The 19,065-nt window shown below is 72.3% G+C and carries 16 protein-coding genes; 6 read left to right on the top strand and 10 right to left on the bottom strand.

Going from position 1 to position 19,065, the window contains the following annotated elements; genetic code table 11:
• Window positions 1–81: 81 nt before the first annotated feature.
• From FF100_RS00820 to FF100_RS00810, 3 genes are all read left to right on the top strand, one after another.
• A complete protein-coding gene (locus tag FF100_RS00820) occupies window positions 82–1,812 on the top strand; it encodes a GspE/PulE family protein (protein ID WP_139033667.1) in 1,731 nt (576 codons plus the stop codon).
• An 82-nt stretch (window positions 1,813–1,894) separates the two neighbouring features.
• Entirely contained in the window at window positions 1,895–3,109 is a 1,215-nt protein-coding gene (locus FF100_RS00815) for a type II secretion system F family protein (protein WP_139033666.1), read from the top strand.
• Between the two features lie 98 nt (window positions 3,110–3,207).
• On the top strand, window positions 3,208–3,498 hold the full coding sequence (locus FF100_RS00810) for a hypothetical protein (RefSeq protein ID WP_139034259.1): 291 nt from the start codon (window positions 3,208–3,210) through the stop codon (window positions 3,496–3,498).
• 5 nt (window positions 3,499–3,503) lie between these two features.
• On the opposite strand, the gene FF100_RS00805 is transcribed toward FF100_RS00810, so the two are convergent.
• Together FF100_RS00805 and galU are read right to left on the bottom strand one after the other, a co-directional pair.
• Complete coding sequence (locus FF100_RS00805) at window positions 3,504–5,636, bottom strand: sensor domain-containing phosphodiesterase (RefSeq protein WP_171070004.1); 2,133 nt, start codon at window positions 5,634–5,636, stop codon at window positions 3,504–3,506.
• 471 nt (window positions 5,637–6,107) lie between these two features.
• Entirely contained in the window at window positions 6,108–6,974 is an 867-nt protein-coding gene (gene galU, locus FF100_RS00800; RefSeq protein WP_139033664.1) for a UTP--glucose-1-phosphate uridylyltransferase GalU, read from the bottom strand.
• A gap of 180 nt (window positions 6,975–7,154) precedes the next feature.
• Here galU and galE point away from each other — a divergent pair, with 180 nt between their 5' ends.
• The 3 genes from galE (at window position 7,155) to FF100_RS00785 (ending at window position 10,299) form a co-directional block, all read left to right on the top strand.
• The gene (galE, locus tag FF100_RS00795; RefSeq protein ID WP_139033663.1) at window positions 7,155–8,147 is read left to right on the top strand and encodes a UDP-glucose 4-epimerase GalE; all 993 of its coding nucleotides are present in this window, start codon (window positions 7,155–7,157) and stop codon (window positions 8,145–8,147) included.
• A gap of 2 nt (window positions 8,148–8,149) precedes the next feature.
• Window positions 8,150–9,337 carry a lytic murein transglycosylase gene (locus FF100_RS00790; RefSeq protein WP_139033662.1) on the top strand — a complete coding sequence of 396 codons (1,188 nt, stop codon included), beginning with the start codon at window positions 8,150–8,152 and terminating at the stop codon, window positions 9,335–9,337.
• Between the two features lie 164 nt (window positions 9,338–9,501).
• Complete coding sequence (locus tag FF100_RS00785) at window positions 9,502–10,299, top strand: aldolase (protein WP_139033661.1); 798 nt, start codon at window positions 9,502–9,504, stop codon at window positions 10,297–10,299.
• Here the strand turns inward: FF100_RS00785 and FF100_RS00780 are convergent.
• From FF100_RS00780 to FF100_RS00745, 8 genes are all read right to left on the bottom strand, one after another.
• On the bottom strand, window positions 10,287–10,739 hold the full coding sequence (locus FF100_RS00780; RefSeq protein WP_246101860.1) for a DUF4267 domain-containing protein: 453 nt from the start codon (window positions 10,737–10,739) through the stop codon (window positions 10,287–10,289). The two genes, FF100_RS00785 and FF100_RS00780, sit on opposite strands and share 13 nt — an antisense overlap.
• A gap of 82 nt (window positions 10,740–10,821) precedes the next feature.
• Entirely contained in the window at window positions 10,822–11,553 is a 732-nt protein-coding gene (locus tag FF100_RS00775) for an ABC transporter ATP-binding protein (protein WP_425463273.1), read from the bottom strand.
• Complete coding sequence (locus tag FF100_RS00770; protein WP_139033659.1) at window positions 11,534–13,339, bottom strand: branched-chain amino acid ABC transporter ATP-binding protein/permease; 1,806 nt, start codon at window positions 13,337–13,339, stop codon at window positions 11,534–11,536. The genes FF100_RS00775 and FF100_RS00770 overlap by 20 nt, the downstream gene beginning before the upstream one ends.
• Window positions 13,336–14,196, bottom strand: coding sequence for a branched-chain amino acid ABC transporter permease (locus FF100_RS00765; protein ID WP_139033658.1), 861 nt, complete (start codon window positions 14,194–14,196; stop codon window positions 13,336–13,338). The genes FF100_RS00770 and FF100_RS00765 overlap by 4 nt, the downstream gene beginning before the upstream one ends.
• A gap of 24 nt (window positions 14,197–14,220) precedes the next feature.
• Window positions 14,221–15,417: an ABC transporter substrate-binding protein gene (locus FF100_RS00760; RefSeq protein ID WP_246101859.1), complete on the bottom strand. Its 1,197-nt coding sequence runs from the start codon at window positions 15,415–15,417 to the stop codon at window positions 14,221–14,223.
• A 43-nt stretch (window positions 15,418–15,460) separates the two neighbouring features.
• Complete coding sequence (locus tag FF100_RS00755) at window positions 15,461–16,549, bottom strand: mandelate racemase/muconate lactonizing enzyme family protein (protein WP_139033657.1); 1,089 nt, start codon at window positions 16,547–16,549, stop codon at window positions 15,461–15,463.
• A 28-nt stretch (window positions 16,550–16,577) separates the two neighbouring features.
• Window positions 16,578–17,690, bottom strand: a complete 1,113-nt coding sequence (locus FF100_RS00750) for a mandelate racemase/muconate lactonizing enzyme family protein (RefSeq protein ID WP_139033656.1) — start codon at window positions 17,688–17,690, stop codon at window positions 16,578–16,580.
• Between the two features lie 187 nt (window positions 17,691–17,877).
• Window positions 17,878–18,690, bottom strand: a complete 813-nt coding sequence (locus tag FF100_RS00745) for an IclR family transcriptional regulator (RefSeq protein WP_139033655.1) — start codon at window positions 18,688–18,690, stop codon at window positions 17,878–17,880.
• Between the last annotated feature and the right edge of the window lie 375 nt (window positions 18,691–19,065).

The following is a 19,065-nucleotide window of genomic DNA, read 5'->3' as shown; positions in this document are numbered from 1 at the left end:
TTAAGGACGCGGCGCGAGAATAGCGCCGTCCGGCCCCGCGCCGGAGCGAGTTTCTCCGGGCAGGTTCTCTGGGGCAGGGCGATGCTGAGCATCTGGGGGGCGAAGACCAGGCCGCGGCGGCTGCGGGCCGACCGGCGCGACGCGGCCCGCGGCCGGGCCGAGGACCTGCGCGCGTTCGTCGACCGGCTGGCCGAGAGCGAGGTGCTGGACGCCGCCGGCCACGAGCGTGCGCTCGCCGCCCTCGACGGACCCGGCCGGCGCCCGCTGCCGCTGCTGCTCACCGAACTCGGCCTCGTCCACGAGGCGACCCTGGTCACCGCGCTGTCGGAGGCGACCGGCCTGCCGATCCTGCGCCAGGACGAGCTGCCGGGCGAGCCGGTCCTGGCCGACCTCCTCTCGCCCGATTACTGCGCCCGCGCCCGCGTGCTGCCCCTCGCCGCCGACCGCGACCGCCTCGTCGTCGCCCTCGTCGATCCGTTCGAGCCTGAGACCACCCGGGCGCTGGAGCACCTCGTCGACCGTGCGGTGGCGCCCTGCCTCGTCGGCCCGGGCAGCTTCGAGCGGGCGCACCGCGCCGTCTACGGCGACGTTGCCGAGGAGGGCGAGGCGGGCGGCGACGACGACCTCGCGCGGCTTGCCGACGTGGCGAGCCAGGCGCCGATCGTGCGGCTCTCGGCCCGGCTGGTGCGCAAGGCCTTCGAGCTGTCGGCCTCCGACATCCATCTGGAGGCGGAAGAAGCCGACATGCGGGTGCGCTACCGGGTCGACGGGGTACTGGTCGAATCCGAGCGGCTGCCGAAATCGGTGCAGCTGGCGCTCACCACCCGCATCAAGATCCAGGCCGGGCTCAACATCGCCGAGCGGCGCCTGCCGCAGGACGGGCGCATGCAGGCCCCCGACCGCGGCCAGGAGGTCGACATCCGCGTCTCGACCCTTCCGACGGCCCATGGCGAGAGCGTGGTCCTGCGCGTCCTCGACGGCTCGCGCCGCGTCGAGGACTTCTCCGCCCTCGGCTTCGACGCTACGGCGATCGCCGAGATCGCCGCGATGACGAGCCGGCCGAACGGCCTCGTCCTCGTCACCGGCCCGACCGGGTCCGGCAAGACCACGACGCTCTACGCGGCGCTCCGCCGGATCAACGGCCCGCACCTCAAGGTCGTCACCGTCGAGGATCCGGTCGAGTACCGGATGGCCGGGGTGAACCAGGTCCAGGCCCATCCGGGCATCGGCCTCGACTTCGCGGCGGCGCTCCGCTCGATCCTGCGCCAGGACCCGGACGTGGTGATGGTCGGCGAGATCCGCGACGGCGAGACCGCCCGCATCGCCGTGCAGGCGGCGCTGACCGGCCACCTCGTCATCTCGACGCTGCACACCAACTCCGCCCCCGCGACGGTGACCCGGCTGATGGACATGGGCATCGAGCCCTACCTCATCGCCGCGGTGCTCAACGGCGTGGTGGCCCAGCGCCTGGTGCGGCGCCTCTGCGGCCTCTGCGCCGAGGCGACACCGGCGACGCCGCAGGAGCGCCTGCGCCTCGGGGTTCCGCCCGATCGGCCGTTGAGCCTCAAGCGTGCCCGCGGCTGCCCGTCCTGCAACGGCACCGGCTATCGCGGCCGCATGGTCGCCTCCGAGATCATGACCCTCGACGGGGACCTGCGCGGGCTGATCGCCCAGCGCGCGGACGAGCAGACCCTGACCGCCCGGGCGCGCGATGCGGGCATGACCGGGCTTGCCGACAGCGCGCGGGCGCGGGTGCTCGACGGCGATACCACCCTCGACGAGGTCGGACGGGTGCTGGAAGGGACATTGTGATGTCTCTCGCGACGCTCCCGATCACCATCATTGCCCGCCGTGCCGGACCCGGCGCGGCGGGCCTTGCGTGAGGTGCACCGAGATGCCGCGCTTCGCCTACAAGGCCTATGCGGGCGACGGGCGCTCGCGCGCCGGCAAGATCGAGGCCGAGACGCGTCAGCGCGCCGTGGCCTTGCTCCGCGCCGACGGGCTCCAGGTCTACGAGATCGAGCAGGCGAGCACCGGCCCGGCTCCGTTCTGGCGCCGCGACCTGTTCGGCCGCGACCGGGTCAACGACGCCGCCCGGGTCGCCTTCCTGCGCGAGTTCGGGACGCTCATCGGCGCCGGCCTCACCGTCGACCGGGCCCTGCGGCTCGTCGAGCGCCAGGCCGGCCCGGCCCTGAAGCCGATCCTCACCGACCTGCTCGAGCGGGTGGTGGCCGGCGCCTCGCTGTCGCGGGCGATGGCGGCCCACCCGCAGGCCTTCCCGCGCGACATGGTCGACATCGTGCGGGCCGGCGAGGCGACCGGCACCCTCGTCGACGTGGTCGGCTCGCTCACGGGGTCGATCGAGCGGCGCGACGCGGTCAAGCGCCACCTGATCTCGGCGATGATCTATCCCGCGCTGCTCGTCGCGATGGCGATCGGCACCGTGGCGATGATCGTCGGCGTGCTGGTGCCGGCCCTCGCGCCGCTGTTCGAGGGCAGCGGCCAGGCGCCGCCCTTCGCGATCCGCGCCGCCGGATGGCTCGGCGACACGCTGTCGGCCTCGTGGCCGGTCCTCGTCGGCGGGCTGGCGCTCGCGGTGCTCGGCCTCGCCCGGGTGTGGGGCCTGCCGGCCTTCGCGGCGGCCCGCGCGCAGCTTGCCCTGCGCCTGCCGCTGGTGCGCGAGATCGTGGTCGGCATCGAGTGCGGCCGGTTCTGCCGGGTGCTCGGCACGCTGCTCGTCGCCGAGGTGCCCATCCCCGACGCGGTGGCGGCGACCCGCCCGCTCGCCGGCAACCGGGTGTTCCGCCGCGCCCTCGACGAGGCCGGGCGGCGGCTCGCCGAGGGCGGCAGCCTCGCCTCCGGCCTGGCCTCGCTCAAGCCCTACGCCGCCTCGACCCTGAACCTGATCGCCAGCGGCGAGCAGGTGAACCGCCTCGGCAGCGTGCTGCTGCATGCCGCCGAGATGCACGAGACCGAGACCCGCCAGCGCATCGACCGGCTGCTCGCCCTGCTCACCCCCCTGGTGACGGTGGCGATCGGCGGGCTGATCGGCGGGCTCATCATCTCGGTGATGGGGGCGATCCTGAGCGTGGGGCAATTGACGCAGTAGGGGCGGCGGATCCAGGCCGGGCCCACGGGCGTTGGCGGGCCTCAGACCATCGGAGCGCACCCGTCGTGTCCGCCGACCGCCGACAACCCGGATCCTCGATCCTCCTCGCCGCCCTCGTCCTCGCGGCGGTTCCGACCCTCGCCGTCGCCCAGGGCCGGCCCTCGACCCTCGCCATGACCTGCGGCCAGGCCCGCGCCTTCCTGGCCGCGCAGGGCGCCGCGGTGCTGGGCACCGGCGGCTACACCTACGACCGCTACGTGCGCGACCGCAGCTTCTGCGAGCCGACGCAGATCACCCGGAACGCCGTCGTGCCGACCCGCGACACGCCGCAATGCCTCGTCGGCTATCGCTGCATCGAGCCCGGGCGCAACTGGTTCGACGACGAGTAGCGCCGTCAGGGCACCGTCACGCCCCCCGAGAGGAAGCGCGCCGCGAAGGTCTCCGGATCGACGGGCGGGCTGAAGAAGTAGCCCTGGCCCTCGGCGCAGCCCTTCCGGCGCAGGCGGCGGAGCTGGTCCTCGGTCTCGATCCCCTCGGCGACCACGTCGAGGCCGAAGCCCTTGGCGAGTTGCAGGATCGCCCGGATCACCGGCACGTCCGGGGCGTCGTTCATCTTGCGCACGAAGGAGCGGTCGATCTTCAGCCGGGTGATCGGGAACTCCTCGAGCATGCTCAGCGAGGCGTAGCCGGTGCCGAAATCGTCGAAGGCGATGCCGATGCCGCGCTCGCGCAAGGCATGGAGGGCCGCGGTCGTGGCACTCCCGTGGGCGAGCACCACGGTCTCGGTGATCTCGAGCTCGAGGTTCTCGGGGTTGAGCCCGGTCTCGGCCAGGATCGCCATCGCCACCGCGTCGATCTCGCCGGAATGCAGGCGGGTCGCGCAGGCATTCACCCCCATGCGGAAATGCGGCCCGGCGGCGGGCAGCCAGGATGCGGCCTGGCTGCAGGCTTTGCGCAGAACCCAGTCGTTGACCGCCACGGCGTGGCGGCTCGACAGCAGGGCCGGCAGGAACGCGCCGGGCTGGAGCAGGCCGTGCTCCGGGTGCCGCCAGCGGATCAGCGCCTCGGCGCCGACCAGAGCGCCGTCGCGCAGGCGGATCTGCGGCTGGTAATGCAGCACGAATTCCTCCTGCTCCAGGGCGCGGTGGAACTCGTGGACGAAGCGCTGCCGGTCCGAGACCGCGGCGCGCAAGGACGGCGTGTAGAGCCGGTGCCGGTGGCGGCCGTCGGCCTTGGCCTTGTAGACGGCGAGGTCGGCGCAGAAGAGCAGGTCGTCGATGCTCTCGGCCTGGGACGGCGCCAGCGCGATGCCGACGCTCGCGCCGATCCGCACGCGGCGCTCCTGCACCGGGAACGGCTCCTCCATCGCGGCGACGATGCGGGCGGCCACCTCCCCGCCGACCGCCGGATCGCCGCAGCCGGGCAACGCGATCACGAACTCGTCCCCGCCGATGCGGGCGACCACGTCGCTGCCCCGGACGCAGGCGAGGAGCCGCGCCGCCGCCTCCTTCAGCACCTCGTCGCCGGCCGCGTGGCCGACGGTGTCGTTGACGTCCTTGAAGCCGTCGAGGTCGATCAGCAGGACCGCCACGGGCCCGGCGGCCAGCATCGCCTCGAGGCGCAGGCGCATGAGCGGCCGGTTGGCGAGCCCGGTCAGGGCGTCGCGATGGGCGAGCGCGTGCAGCGCCTCCTCGCGCTCGCGGCGCTGCGAGGTGTCGCGCAGGATGGCGCCGTAGATCGTCTCGCCGCCCTCGCGCCAGCGCGACAGCGAGACCTCCACCGCCCTCGTCGCCCCGTCGCGCAGGCGGATCTCGGTCTCGCGGATCGCCCCCGGGGCGTCGTCGAACCACGGCGCCCGCGCGCCCGGCCCGGCCGTGAGGTCGGAGACGTCGAGGCGGGCGGCCGTGGCGGCGTCATGGCCGAACATTCGCTCGGCGCTGCCGTTCCAGTGCAGGATGCCGCCCTCGGCGTCGTACACGATCATCGCGTCCGGACTGGTCTCGGCCATGTGCCGGAAGCGCATCCGTGCGCTGTCCCGGTTGGCGTGCTGCGCCCGCAACTCCAGCATCTCGCGGGCGATGGCGGCGTAGCGTTCGAGGCGCAGGTGCTCGCCGTCGGAGAACGCGGCGCGCGGCGCAGTGTCGATGAGGCAGAAGGTGCCGATCGCCTGCCCGTCGATCCGCAGCGGCACCCCGGCATAGAACCGGATGTAGGGCGGGCCGATGACCATCGGGTTGTCGCGCCAGAGCGGGTCCTGCGCCGCGTCGAGGATCACCACCGTCCCGTCGCTCTCGATGGTGCGGGTGCAGAACGAGATGCCGCGCTCGGTCGAGGCAACCGTGATGCCGACCTTCTCGAAATAGACCTGACGGTCGGCATCGATCAGCGAGAGAGTCGCGATCGCCACCCCGAACGCATCGGCGGCGACCCCGACCAAGCTGACGAACGTCTCGTCCGAGCGGGCCGACAGCAGGCCGGTCCTGTCGAGGGCCGCAACCCTCCGCTTGTCTTTCCGGGAGTGGGGCATGCGTCGCCGACTTGCTGAGCCGCTCGGTCCGACGACCATAGGGTCGACGGTATTTCGAGGCAAGAACGGACGTCGTCGCCTTTAAGTCTTACGCCTGCATAAGGCACCGGACCGCAAGTCGGTCCTGCGTCAACAGAACGCAACTCTCCTGTTGCGGACGCTGGGAGAGGATTGGCTCCATACTACCGGTAAAGCCGGCCGATACCGGTAGACCTGGAGCAACTGCCGGCGACGCGGAGACCGGTTCGTCGGCGAAAAAAATGCGGCGCAATCAAAGGTCGAGGGCAGCGTCCGATCGCAGCGCGATCGGGCGGTGCTCTCGTGTGCAATCCTTCCCGGGGCGGGCCGGCCCCGCCCCGGGAAGGGACGCCGGGCGCGCGGGGCTCCCGGCGGGAGCCCGCCCGTTGCGGCCACCGCGCGGCGCGGGATGGCTGCGCCGCGCGGGGCCCGGTGCGGTTCGGACGGGCCGGATCAGCCCTTCTTCAGCAGCGCCTCGATCTCCTGCGTGAGCGCGTCGCGCAGCTCCGGCCGCTCCAGGCCGTAGGCGAGGTTGGCGACCAGGAAGCCGAGCTTCGAGCCGGTGTCGTAGGTCTTGCCGCGGTAGTGCATGCCGTAGAACTTCTGCGTCTCGGCGAGGCGCTTCATGCCGTCGGTGAGCTGGATCTCGCCGCCCGCGCCGCGCTCGCCGCGCTCCAGGATCGAGAAGATCTCCGGCTGCAGGATGTAGCGGCCCGAGATGATGTAGTTCGACGGCGCGGTGCCCTTCGGCGGCTTCTCCACCATGCCGGTGATCTCGAAGGTGTCGCCGAATTCCTGGCCGACGCTGACGATGCCGTACTGGTGGGTCTGGTCGGGGGCGACCTCCTCAACGGCGATGACGTTGCCGCCGTGCTTCTCGTAGGCGCTGAGCATCTGCACCATGCTGCCGCGGCTGAGCATGTCGGGCAGGATCACCGCGAAGGGCTCGTCGCCGACGATCTCGCGGGCGCACCACACCGCGTGGCCGAGGCCCAGCGGTTCCTGCTGGCGGGTGAAGCTGGTCTGGCCGGCGCCCGGCAGGTCCTTCCTCAGGGCCTCGTAGGCCTCGGTCTTGTTGCGCTCCTGCAGGGTGCGCTCGAGCTCGTAGGAGATGTCGAAATGGTCCTCGATCACCGCCTTGCCGCGGCCGGTGACGAAGATGAAGTGTTCGATCCCGGCCTCGCGGGCCTCGTCGACGACGTGCTGGACCACCGGACGGTCGACGACCGTCAGCATCTCCTTGGGCACCGCCTTGGTCGCCGGCAGGAAACGGGTGCCGAGACCCGCGACCGGGAGGACGGCTTTGCGAATGCGTTTCATCGTACGTGTTCCAGTCGACATAGCGGGAGCTGCCGGACCGCCCGGCGGGGACGGGCGCATCCGGGCTCTCACGCCCGGCCGGCCTACCCTCTCCCCGCTGCCTTGTCACCGGACAGCTTAATTGACGCTGAAGCATTGCACGTTATGGATCAACCCGCATCACGGCGGGGAGCGAACGGAATGGCGGTACTTGTCACGGGCGGCGCGGGCTACATCGGCAGCCACATGGTGCTCGCCCTGATCGATGCCGGCCACGACGAGGTCGTGGTCCTCGACGATCTCTCGACCGGGTTCGATTGGGCGGTCCCGCCGGAAGTCACGCTGGTGCGCGGCGACGTCGCCGACCAGTCCCTCGTCGCCGAGACCATCCGCCGGCACAAGATCGACGCGCTCGCCCACTTCGCCGCCAAGATCGTGGTGCCGGATTCGGTCTCGGATCCGCTCGGCTACTATCTCGGCAATACGGTCAAGTCGCGGGCGCTGATCGAGGCGGCGATCGGTGCGGGCGTGCGCCACGTGATCTTCTCCTCGACGGCGGCCGTCTACGGCGAGCCGGCCGTGGTGCCGGTGCCCGAGGATCTGACCCCGAGCCCGATCAACCCCTACGGCCGCTCGAAGCTGATGACCGAGTGGATGCTGGAGGACGCCGCCCGCGCCCACGGCATCAGCTACGTGGTCCTGCGCTACTTCAACGTGGCGGGCGCCGATCCGCGCGGGCGCTCGGGCCAGTCGAGCCCCAACGCCACCCACCTGATCAAGGTTGCGACGCAGGCCGCCCTCGGCAAGCGCGGCCAGCTCGAGGTGTTCGGCACCGACTACCCGACGCCGGACGGCTCCTGCCTGCGCGACTACATCCAGGTCTCCGACCTCGCAGCGGCCCATCTCGTGGCGCTCAACCACCTGCGCGGCGGGGGGGCAAGCCTGACGCTCAACTGCGGCTACGGCCGCGGCTACTCGGTGCTGGAGGTGATCGACGTGGTGAAGTCGGTCTCGGGCGTCGACTTCCCGGTCAAGCTGTCGCCGCGCCGGCCCGGCGATCCGTCCCGGATCGTCGCCGGGGCCGACCGGATCCGGACCGAGCTCGGCTGGGCGCCGCAGCACGACGACCTGCGCGAGATCGTCACCCAGGCGCTCGCCTGGGAAGAGGCGCTGGGCCGCCGCAACCGGGTCTGACGATGCGCCGCTTCCGCGTGGCGGCCCTGCGTGCCGCTCTCGCGCTCGCCGGCGTGCCGGTCCTCGCTGCCCCCGCCGGGGCCGGCGATTTCCGCGCCTTCGTCGAGGCGCTGTGGCCGGCCGCCCAGGCGCGCAAGGTCTCGCGCGCGACCTTCGACGCGGCGTTCCGGGGCGTGACCCCGGACCCGGCGGTGCTGGCGCGCCTGCGCCGCCAGGGCGAGTTCGGCCGCCCGGTCTGGGAGTACCTGACTGGCGCGGTTTCGCCTGGGCGCATCGCCCGCGGGCGGGCGGAGGCCGCGCGCCGCGCCGACATCCTGGCGCGGATCGAGGCGGCTTACGGCGTGCCCGGCCCGGTGCTGCTCGCGTTCTGGGGCATCGAATCGGATTTCGGCGCCAGCGCCGGCACATTGCCGGTGGTGCGCGCGCTCGCCACCCTGGCCGAGGCCCGCCACCGCGGCGAGCTGTTTCGCGACGAGCTTCTGGCGGCGCTCGAGATCCTCGAGCACCACGACGTGAGCCCGGAGCGGATGCGCGGCTCCTGGGCCGGCGCGATGGGGCAGACGCAGTTCCTGCCCTCCGCCTACCTGCGCGCGGCGGTCGATTTCGACGGCGACGGGCAGCGCGACATCTGGGACTCCGTTCCGGACGCCCTCGCCTCGATCGCGAGCTTCCTGCATCAGGCTGGCTGGCAACGCGAGCTGCCCTGGGGCGTCGCCGTCGCCCTGCCGGCGGGGTTCGACCTCGCGCGCTACCGCGGCCCGTTCTCCGAGTTCGCCCGGCGCGGGGTGCGCTCCCTCGACGGGGAGGCCTTGCCCGAGGCCGGCGAGGCGAGCCTGTTCCTGCCCGGCGGCGCCGGCGGCCCGGCCTTCCTGATCACGGCGAATTTCGAGGCCATCCGGGCCTACAACACCTCGGATTCCTACGCGCTGGCGGTGGGCCACCTCTCCGACCGGATCGCCGGCGGGCCGCCGCTCGCCGCTCCCTGGCCGACCGGCCCGCGCCTCGACCAGGCCGGGCTCACCGCGCTCCAGCGCGGGCTCTCCGCCCGGGGGCACTATGACGGCCCGTTCGACGGGCGCGCGGGGCCGAAGTTGCGCGAGGCCGTGCGGCGCTACCAGACCGCCGCGGGGCTGCCGGCGGACGGCTACGCCACCCCCGCCCTGCTGCAGCATCTGAGCGGACCTCGCTAGGGCATCGCCCGATCGCGCCGCCCTCCGGCGGTGCTCTGGACCTTTGATGTCGCCGCATGTTCTCCGACGAGCCGGAATCCGCCTCGTCGGAAGACGCTCGAGCGGTGGACAAGCAGGGCCGTCTCTTGCGAGGATCGGCGCCTCGCGAGGAGAGACGAAGAACCATGGCTCACGCACTGGGCACCCCGACGGCCGAGCGGATTCCGGACGGCCTCAACCAGCCGGACCTTGCCGGCCCCGAGGTGCGGCAGGCCAAGGAGGAGCTGGCGGCCTGCTTCCGCATGGCGGCCCGCTACGGCCTGGAAGAAGGCATCTGCAACCACTTCTCGGCGATGGTGCCGGGCTACGACGACCTCTTCCTCGTCAACCCCTACGGCTACGCCTTCGCCGAGCTCACCGCCTCCAAGCTCCTGGTCTGCGACTTCCACGGCAACGTGGTGTCGGGCAAGGGCCAGCCGGAGGCGACCGCCTTCTACATCCATGCCCGCCTGCATGCGCGCATCCCGCGGGCGCGGGTGGCGTTGCACACCCACATGCCCCATGCCACCGCCCTGTCGATGACCGAGGGCGATCCGCTGATCTTCGCCGGCCAGACCGCGCTGAAGTTCTACGGCCGCACCGCCTTCGACCGGAACTACAACGGGCTCGCCCTCGACGCGCGCGAGGGCGACCGCATCGCCGACAGCGTCGGCGAGGCCGACATCGTGTTCATGAAGAACCACGGCGTCATGGTGCTGGGGCCGACCATCGCCGAGGCCTGGGACGACCTGTACTACCTGGAGCGCGCCGCCGAGGTGCAGGTGCTCGCCCTCTCGACCGGCCGCCCGGTCCTGCCGGTCGATCCCGCCATCGCCGAGGCCGCCTATCGCCAGATGCGCGAGGGCGACCCGGAATCCGCCCGCCTCCACCTCGCGGCGATCCGCCGGCGGCTCGACCGGGAGGAGCCGGACTACGCGGCGTGATCCCACATCACCCATGAGGCGACGAGCGCCAGCACGCCGGCGCTCACGACGTGCAGGGCCACCTGCCACCACAGCGCCGTGCCGGCGACCATCGCCAGGTCGCAGGCCGGAATGACGAGGCTCGCCGCGAGCACGACCGCCACGGCGCGCCGGGTCGAGACCAGGGTCAGCCCGGCGAGGTAGAGCGCCAGCGCCACGTCGCGGGCGCCGATGGCCCGCAGGGCGGTCCGGCCGGACCCCGCCGGCTCGGGGATGCCGTAGATCGCGGCGCCGGCCCCGGGCGCGGCCAGGAACAGGGCGCCGAGGGCGAGGAAGACCAGCGCCAGGGCGAGCACCGCCCAGGAGCGCGGGTCGGTGGGGCCGAGATGTGCGTCGCCGGTGTCGGGATCATGCCGCTTCATCGCGCCCGCATGCCTGAACAGGTGGGCGGGTGCCTTCACCTGGAGCACATCCGGACCTCGCCCGGTGAGCCGCCGGGCATTCTCCCCGGGTCGCCATGCGCCCGACGGAAGAGCAGACGGCTCATCCCACCCCCCCGAAATACGCCCGCTCGAGCCGCTCCGGCAGATCGGGCGCCCCGGCGACCGCCTCCAGCACGATCCGTCCCTGCGCCAGGGCGTAGACCCGGTCCGAGACCGCCCTCGCCTTCTCGACCAGCTGCTCGACCAGCAGCACCGCCGTGCCCTGCCGGCGCAGCCGCGCCACCACCTCCAGCACCCGGTCGACCAGCACCGGCGAAAGGCCGGCGGAGGGCTCGTCGAGCATCAGGAGGCGCGGGCGCTGCACCAGGCCCTGCGCCACCGCCAGCATCTGCTGCTGGCCGCCGGAGAGCGAGGCACCCTTGTCGTGGCTCTTCGCGGCGATCTCGGGGAAGTGGGACAGGGCCTCGTCGATCCGCGCCGCGCGCTCGGCCCGGGGCAGGTCGTAGGCCGCGAGCAGCAGGTTCTCGCGCACGGTCTGCCCGGTGAAGACCCGGTGGCCCTCGATCACGTGCGAGAGCCCGGCCCGCACGGCCTGGCGGGGGCCGGCCCCCGAGAGCAGGGCGTCTCCGAGCCGGACGGTGCCGGCCTGGACCGGCAGCAGGCCGGAGAGCGCCCGCAGCAGCGTCGACTTGCCGGCGCCGTTGGGGCCGAGCAGCGTCACCACCTCGCCGGCCGCCACCGTGAGGTCGACGCCGTGGAGCACCCGGATCTTGCCGTAGCCCGCCTCCAGGCCGTCGACGCGAAGCAAGGTTTCACCCGCCGAGATAGGCACTGACCACCTCCCTGTGGCTGCGGATCTCCGACGGCGTGCCGGCGGCGAGGACCCGGCCGAGATTGAGCACCGTCACCTCGTCGCAGATGGCGAAGATCAGGTCGGCGTGGTGCTCGACGAGGAGAACGCCGATCCCGGCATCCGCCACCGCCCGGATCAGGCCGCCGAGGCGCTGGATCTCCTGGGCCGAGAGGCCCGCCGCCGGCTCGTCGAGGAGCAGGAAGGCCGGGCGCAGCATCAACGCGCGGGCGATCTCGAGGAAGCGCAGCTCGCTGTGCTGGAGCCGCCCGGCCCGGACCTCGTCGAGACCGTCGAGCCCGACCGCCCGCAGGGCGAGGCGGGCCGAGGCGCGTAAAGCCCGCTCGTCCTCGCGGTGACGCGGGAGCGCCAGCAACGCCTCCGCCAGGGTGGCCCGCCCCTCGACGCTGCCACCGAGCATCACGTTCTCGATCACGGTCGCGTCGCCGACGATCCGCGGGGTCTGGAAGGTGCGGGCGATGCGCAGGAGCGCCCGCGCCTCCCGCGCCTCAGCGAGCAGCGAGCGGGTCCCCAGGCTCACCCGGCCCTCCTGCGGCCGGTAATAGCCGGAGATCACGTTGAGCGTCGTGGTTTTCCCCGAGCCGTTCGGGCCGATCAGCCCGTGGACGCCCCCCGGCCGCAAGGTCAGGTCGAGCCCGTCGATCGCCCTCACGGCGCCGAAGCTCAGGCGCACGCCCGTCAGCGTGATCGGCTCCCGCGCCGTCGTGCGCGCCGCGAGGTCCTGGAGCGCGGCGGCGCGCGGGGCGATGCTGCGCTCGAGCGGCAGCGGGCGGTGCTTGCCGCGGTCGAGGAGGTCGGCGATGCCGCCGGGGAGCACCAGCACGATGACGAGGAGCAGGAACGCGTAGAGGAAGGTCGACCAGGCCGCGAGCGGGGCCGCCACCTCCGGCAGGAGGGTGAGCAGGATCGTGCCGATGAGCGGCCCCAGCACCGAGCCGCGCCCGCCGATCAGCACCGCGATGAAGAACAGCAGCGACAGGTCGAACGTGAACGCGTCCGGCGTGATGTAGGTCTGGAGCGAGGCGAACAGCCCGCCGGCGACGGCCGCGACGCCGCCGGCGAACAGGAACACCGCGACGAGGAGCCTGGGCTTGGCGATGCCGACCGCCTCCGCCGCCACCTCGGCGTCGCGGATCGCCACGAGCGCCCGGCCCCAGCGGCTGCCGGCGACGTTGAGGGTCATCCAGGTGCACAACACCGCGCCCGCGAGGCACAGGCCGTAGAAGCCGAGGCGCGAATCGAACGGGCTCGGCATCTCCGGTCCGGTGATGCCGATGCCGCCGCCGGTCACGTCCTGCCAGGCGAGCGCGATCTGCGTGACGATGGTGGCAAAGCCCAACGTCGTCATGGCGAAGTAGAAGGTGCGCAGCCGCAACGCCGGCAGCCCGACCACCACCCCGACCAGAGCGCCGACGATTCCGGCGCAGGCGAGCGCCGCGAAGGCGGGCAGTGCCGGCAGCACCGTGCCGGCGGCGAGCACGCTGGTGGTGTAGGCGCCGACGAGCAGCAAGGCCACGTAGCCGATGGCGAGCTGCCCGGCGAAGCCGACGACGAGGTTGAGGCCCGAGACCAGGATCCAGTAGATCGCCGCCCGCGTGGCGATCAGCGTCCAGTAATCGTTGCCGGCGAGCGGTACCGCCAGCGCGAGGCCCAGGATGAGGAGGAAGGGCGCGGCCGCCGCGAGGCGGGCTCCCGGGCCGGTGCGGACGGGGGCGTCCGCGGCGGCGAGAACGGACGGGATGCTCATACGCGCCTCGCCTGGGCCGAGCCGAGCAGGCCCTGCGGGGCCGCGAGCAGCACGACGATGAACAGGGTGAAGACGGCGACCGAGGCGAAGATGCCGCCGACGACGAAGTTCGCCGCCTGCTGGAACAGCCCGAGGACGAGGCCGCCGACGAGCGCGCCGCGGTTGTTGCCCAAGCCCCCGAGCGCCACCGGGATGAAGCCGTAGAAGTTGAGATGCGGCCCGTTGGCGAAGAAGGCGAGCAGCAACTCCCCGCCGGCAAAGCCGGCGAGCGCCCCGATGCCGCCGGCAAGTGCGTAGCTCATCACCCGCAGGCGCCGCTCAGGCAGGCCCAGGGCGCGAGCCGCGAAATTGTCCTCCGCCACGGCGAGGAAGGCGTGGCCGAGGAGGGTGCGCCGGTAGAGGAGCTCGAGCCCGACCACCACGACGAGGCAGGCCGCCACCGGCAGCCAGAACTTCTCGTCGAGGACGGTCTCCCCGAAGCCGCCGAGCAGGCGCGGGAAGGGCTGCGGCTCGGTGCTCCAGGTGATCGCGGTGACCTGCTGGATCATCAGCGCCAAGGCGAGCGTCGAGAGCACGTAGAGGTGCTGGTCGAGACTCTTCAGGACCGGGCGCACCGCCACGAACTCGGTGACGATGCCGACGAGCGCCCCGCAGGCGAGCGTGAGCACGAGCCCGAGCGGCCAGGGCAGCCCGAGGCGCAAGCTGAACAGCGAGCCGAGCACGCCGCCGAGCATCCCGAGCTGCCCGGCGGTGAAGCTCATCACCCGGGAGGTCGAGAACATCGTGTTGTAGGTGATGCCGATCAGCGCGTAGATCGCGCCGACGGCGAGGCCCGAGGCCAGGATCGAGGCGAGCATGGCGGCGCTCCCCGGATCGCCGCCTCAGGAGTATCCCGGTGCGAGCCGGAAGCTGCCGTCGCGGCCGGAATTGGCCGCCGACATCACCACCTCCTCGGTCGGGTAGCCGTTATGCTGCGTCGGCGTGTAGGTGTAGTCGCCGAAGATGCCCGGATATTGAGTCAGGCCGTTCCAGTGCTTGACGATCGCGTCGGGCGCGCTCGATCCCGTCTCCTCCACCGCCTTGGCGATCAGGCTGACGGCGTCGTAGCCGGCCGCCACCCACCACAGCAGGGTGTCTGCGAGCGCGACCTTGCCCTTCAGCCGGCCCACGAACTCCTCGCTGCGGGGGGTGAGCTTGCCGGCCTCGTCGTAGGAGCAGCTGCGATAGCCGACCGCGTAGACCTTGTCCCAGTTCGCCGGCTTCTCCAGCAGCCCGCCGATCTCGCCCGACGCCATTGAGGGATGGCCGACGAAGGGCACGTCCCAGCCCATCCGGGCGCGGGTGTTGAACAGGCGCGCATCCATGCCGGTCGACACGCTCCAGACCACGATCACCTCGGCGCCGGCATTGCGGGCGCGCAGGAGGTCGGGGGTCATGTCGGGCTGGGTCGAATCGATGTTGCCGAGATAGACCACCTCGGCCCCGTCCTGCTTGAACGCCGCGCCCGACGCCTTGGCGGCGGTGACCCCGTAGCCGGTCGTGTCGCCGATCACCGCGACGCGCTTCACCTTGAGCACCTTGAGGCAGTAGCTGCGCACCGCGTCGTCCCATTGCGTGTTCGACGGGGCGATGCGGAAGGCGTTGGGATACTTCGCCGGATCGATCAGGCTGTCGATCACGCAGGGGTGGATGTTCGGCATCTTCGCCCGCGCCATGATCGGGGTCACGGCGAGCGCTTCGCCCGAATTGGTCGGGCCCCAGATCGCGTGGACCTTGGCCTGGCTGATCATCTCCTGCACGGCGTTGACCGCCTTGGTCGGATCGCCCTGCGAGTCGCGGGTGACCAGCTCGACCTTGCGGCCCTTGACCCCGCCGGCACCGTTGATCGCCTCGACGGCGAAGACCACGCCGCGGTTGAAGCCGACCGTCGGGGCCGAGCTGGGACCGGTCATCGCCGCGAGCCAGCCGATGCGCAGGGGCTCGCCCTGCGCCAGCGCCGGCCGGGGAAACCCGAGGGCTGCCGCCCCCGCAAGGCCGGCAGCATTCATCACGAGCGCACGACGGTTCGTCGTCACCATGGCGTCCTCCTCCCGTTGTCGTCCCGGCCGGCGCAGTTGGTTTTTAAGCGCCTTGCCGCTCCAGGTGCCGGATCCTGTCCTCGTCGAAGGTGAATCCGAAGCCCGGCCGCTCCGGTACGATGGCGGATCCGTCGGCGAAGTCCAGTCTCTCGCAGTACAGCTCGGAGAACCACGGCATGTATTCGAGAGAATGGGCGTTCGCCAGGGCGCCGAGGACGCTCAGGCTCTGCTCCGGGAACAGGTGGCTCGACACCGGCAGGTCGTGCGCCTCGGCGAGGTGGCCGACCCGCATGAACTCGGTGACGCCGCCGACGCGCTGGAGGTCCGGCATCAGGATGTCGGCCGAGCGCAGCTCGATCATCCGGCGGAAGCCGTAGCGGGTATAGTCGGTCTCGCCGCTGGCGATCGGGGTATCGAGGGCGGCGGCGACGCGGGCCAGCCCCTCGACGTCCCAGGCCGGCAGCGGCTCCTCGAACCAAGTGAGATCGAACTCTTCGAGGCGCCGCCCGAGGCGGATGGCGTCGGTCTCTGTCAGCCCCTGGTTGGCATCGGCCATCAGGCGGATCTTCGGGCCGATCGCCTCGCGGACCGCCCGCACCCGGGCGATGTTCCAGTCCGGGTCGCCGGCCGAGAGCCGCATCTTCATCGCCGTGAAGCCCGCCGCCTTGAAGCCGGCGGCTTCGGCGACGAGTTCGTCGGTCGAGCGGTCGAGCCACAGGCCGCCGGACTGGTAGGCCGGGACGCGGGCGCTCGCGCCGCCGAGCATGCGGTAGAGCGGCAGCCCGGCGCGCTTGGCGCCAAGGTCCCACAGCGCCCCGTCGAGGGCCGAGATGCCCATGATCGGCATGCCCTTGTGGCCCATGAAGTTGACGTCGCGCCAGGCCCGCGACCAGAAGCCGGCGATGTGGCCGGCATCCTGGCCCACCACCAGATCGGCCATCTCGTCGATCAGGCTGCGCAGCACCCGGGTGCGGCGGTCGTTCAGCGTGAACACGATGTTCTCGCCGGTGAGCCCGTCGGCGTGGACCGTGACGAGGATGCAGCCGAAGGCATGCAGTTGCCCGAGCGCCGAGCCGATGGGCCGCTCCGGGCGCAACAGGATGGGGCGCGTCTCGACGCGGTCGACCTTCATGGCGTGTCCTCCCTGATTGCTCTTGATTCTATGCCGTGCGGACGATGTCGCCGACCCGGTAGCGCTCGAGCACGCCCGGATCCGGGTCGCAGCCGAGGCCGGGCCCGGGGGGCAGCCGCACGTGGCCGTTCTCGGCCCGGATCCAAGGATCGAACGGGTTCGCCTCCATGTCGAGCCACAGCACCTCGACCAGAGGGTCTTCGACGCGGGCCGCGATGACGTGCATCGTCGCGACGAGGCCGGGGCCGAAATACGGGCTGTGCGGCGCCGCCCGGATCCCGTGCGCCTCGCAGAGCGTGATCACCCGCAGCATCTCGCCGACGCCGCCGATCTTGGTCACGCTCGGCTGGGCGACGTCGATGGCGCCGGCCTCGATCAGCGCCTTGAAGCCGAACAGCCCGGCGGTGTTCTCGCCGGCGGCGATCGGGACGCCGCGGGCCCGCACCTGCGCCAGCCCGTGCACGTCCTCCGGCGGCCAGACCGGCTCCTCGAACCAGAGGAGGTCGTGGGGCGCGAAGGCGTCGGCCATCCGCAGCGCCGCCGGGACGCTCCAGGCGCAGTTGACGTCGACCATCAGGGCGGCCCCGAACGCTCGCGTCACCTCGGCCGCCGCGGCGACCGCCGGTTCGGTGACCTCGTGCAGCTTGATGTGGCGGTAGCCGGCGGCGCAGGCCGCCTCGACGTTGCGGCGCACCAGCGCCGGCTCGTGATAGGCGAGCAGCGAGGCGTAGGCCGGCAGCCGCTCGCGGACCTCGCCGCCGAGCAGGCGGGCCAGGGGCTGCCCCGCCCGCTTGCCGGCGAGGTCCCACAACGCCGTCTCGATCCCGGAGAAGGCGAAGACGAACGGGCCGTTGCGGCCGAGCAGATGCGTGGCGTGGAGCACGCTCCGCGTCAGCGCCGCGATGTCGCCCGAGGAGCGCCCGAGCACGAGCGGCGCCACGATGGTGTCGAGGGCGGCCCGCGTCGCCTGGATGCCGGCATGGCCGAAGGCCTCGCCCCAGCCGACCAGCCCCTCGTCCGTCTCGACCCGCACCAGCAGGATGTCGAGATGGGTCCAGGCCTTGCCGGCGAAGCTGGCCGGCGGGCCGCCCATGTCGAACGGGAGCGAGACGATCTGGGACTGGATGTCGGTGATGTTCATCCGGGTCTCCGTGATGTGACGTTTTTCCACGCGGCTCGAACAGCTTTCCTGGTCACGACCTCGCGCGGCAGCCTCGAAGGAGGGCTCCAGGGATCGCAGGGGCTTGCGGAGCCCTCCTTCGCGATCGGTCCATCGTCGATGAACGGACACCTCGGGGCGAGGTCGCTGGCGGGAATCAGGCTTCCGCTCACCCCTCCCCTCCCCGCCCCGCCGGGATCCGCTCCCGCTCCATCAGGTCGGCCTCGCGCCGGAGCGCCTCCGCCAGTTCCGCCTCCCGCGCCCGGATGCGGGTGGTGAGCGCCGCGAGGCTCAGAGCCGCGACGGTGCGCCCGCCTTCGTCGCGCACCGGCACGCCGATCGCCCCCATCGTGTCCACCACCTGGTCGAGGAGCACGACGTAGCCCCGCGCCCGCGCCTCCACGATCGCCCCCCGGATTTCCTCCCGGCCGAGGCGCGGATAGGGCCCGAGGCGCTGGACCACGATGCCGAGGATCGCCTCGACCTCGCGGTCCGGCAGCCAGGCGAGCAGGGCCATCGCCCCGGCTCCGACCCCGAGGGGCCGGCGGCTGCCGATATCGAGGTAGTTGGCACGAATCGGGTAGGCGCCGACCTCGCGCTCGATGCAGACCGCCTCGACCCCGCTCCGCACCGAGAGCAGCACCGTGTCGCCGGAGAGTTCGGCGAGCCGCACCAGCCCCGGCCGGGCCAGCGCCCGCACATCGTCGGGCCGGCCGGCACTGGCGCCGAGCGCCGTCAGCTCCGGCCCCGGCCGCCAGCGCCGGCCATCGGCCGCCCGGGCGGCGAAGCCTTCCTGCGCCAGGGTGTCGAGGATGCGGAGTGCCGTGACCTTGTTGAGCCCGGTCTCGGCCGCGAGGTCGGTCAGGCGCCGCGGCGCGGGGGCGGCGAGCGCCCGCAGCACGGCGCACACCTTCTGGACCGCGTTGGGCTCGGGCGGGGTGGGGGGAGGCGGGGCGTCGTCGGCCTCGGCGGACGGGCTCATGCGGCTCCCGTCGCCGCACGCGGATCCTGGCCCGGCCGAGGGTGCATGGCGCCTCTCACGCGTTCCCGGTCCCGCCGCCCTTGAGGGATGAGTTCCTTGCAACAGAACTCTTTCGGTCGGTCCCGGCTCTCCCCGCCCGGCGACGATCTCCGATCATCGCCCGGCTTGCACCAGTGTTGACAGGCTATTCGTCGGAAGGCAACCATCGTCCGGCAAGAGGTTGCCGGCACAAGGCTCGTCCTTCGCCGCGACGGCCCGGCCCGGAGGACGCCCGATGCGAAGTTCCGCCACGCGGAATACTAGGCATTCCGATGGCCCGGCCGCGACCGGCCGTGCTGCGCGGCCGTGCAGGGCGATGCCCGAGGGGATCGCCGG

The sequence above is a fragment of the Methylobacterium terricola genome (assembly GCF_006151805.1).
GTDB lineage: Bacteria > Pseudomonadota > Alphaproteobacteria > Rhizobiales > Beijerinckiaceae > Methylobacterium > Methylobacterium terricola.
This window is presented reverse-complemented; position numbering and strand designations above follow the sequence as displayed.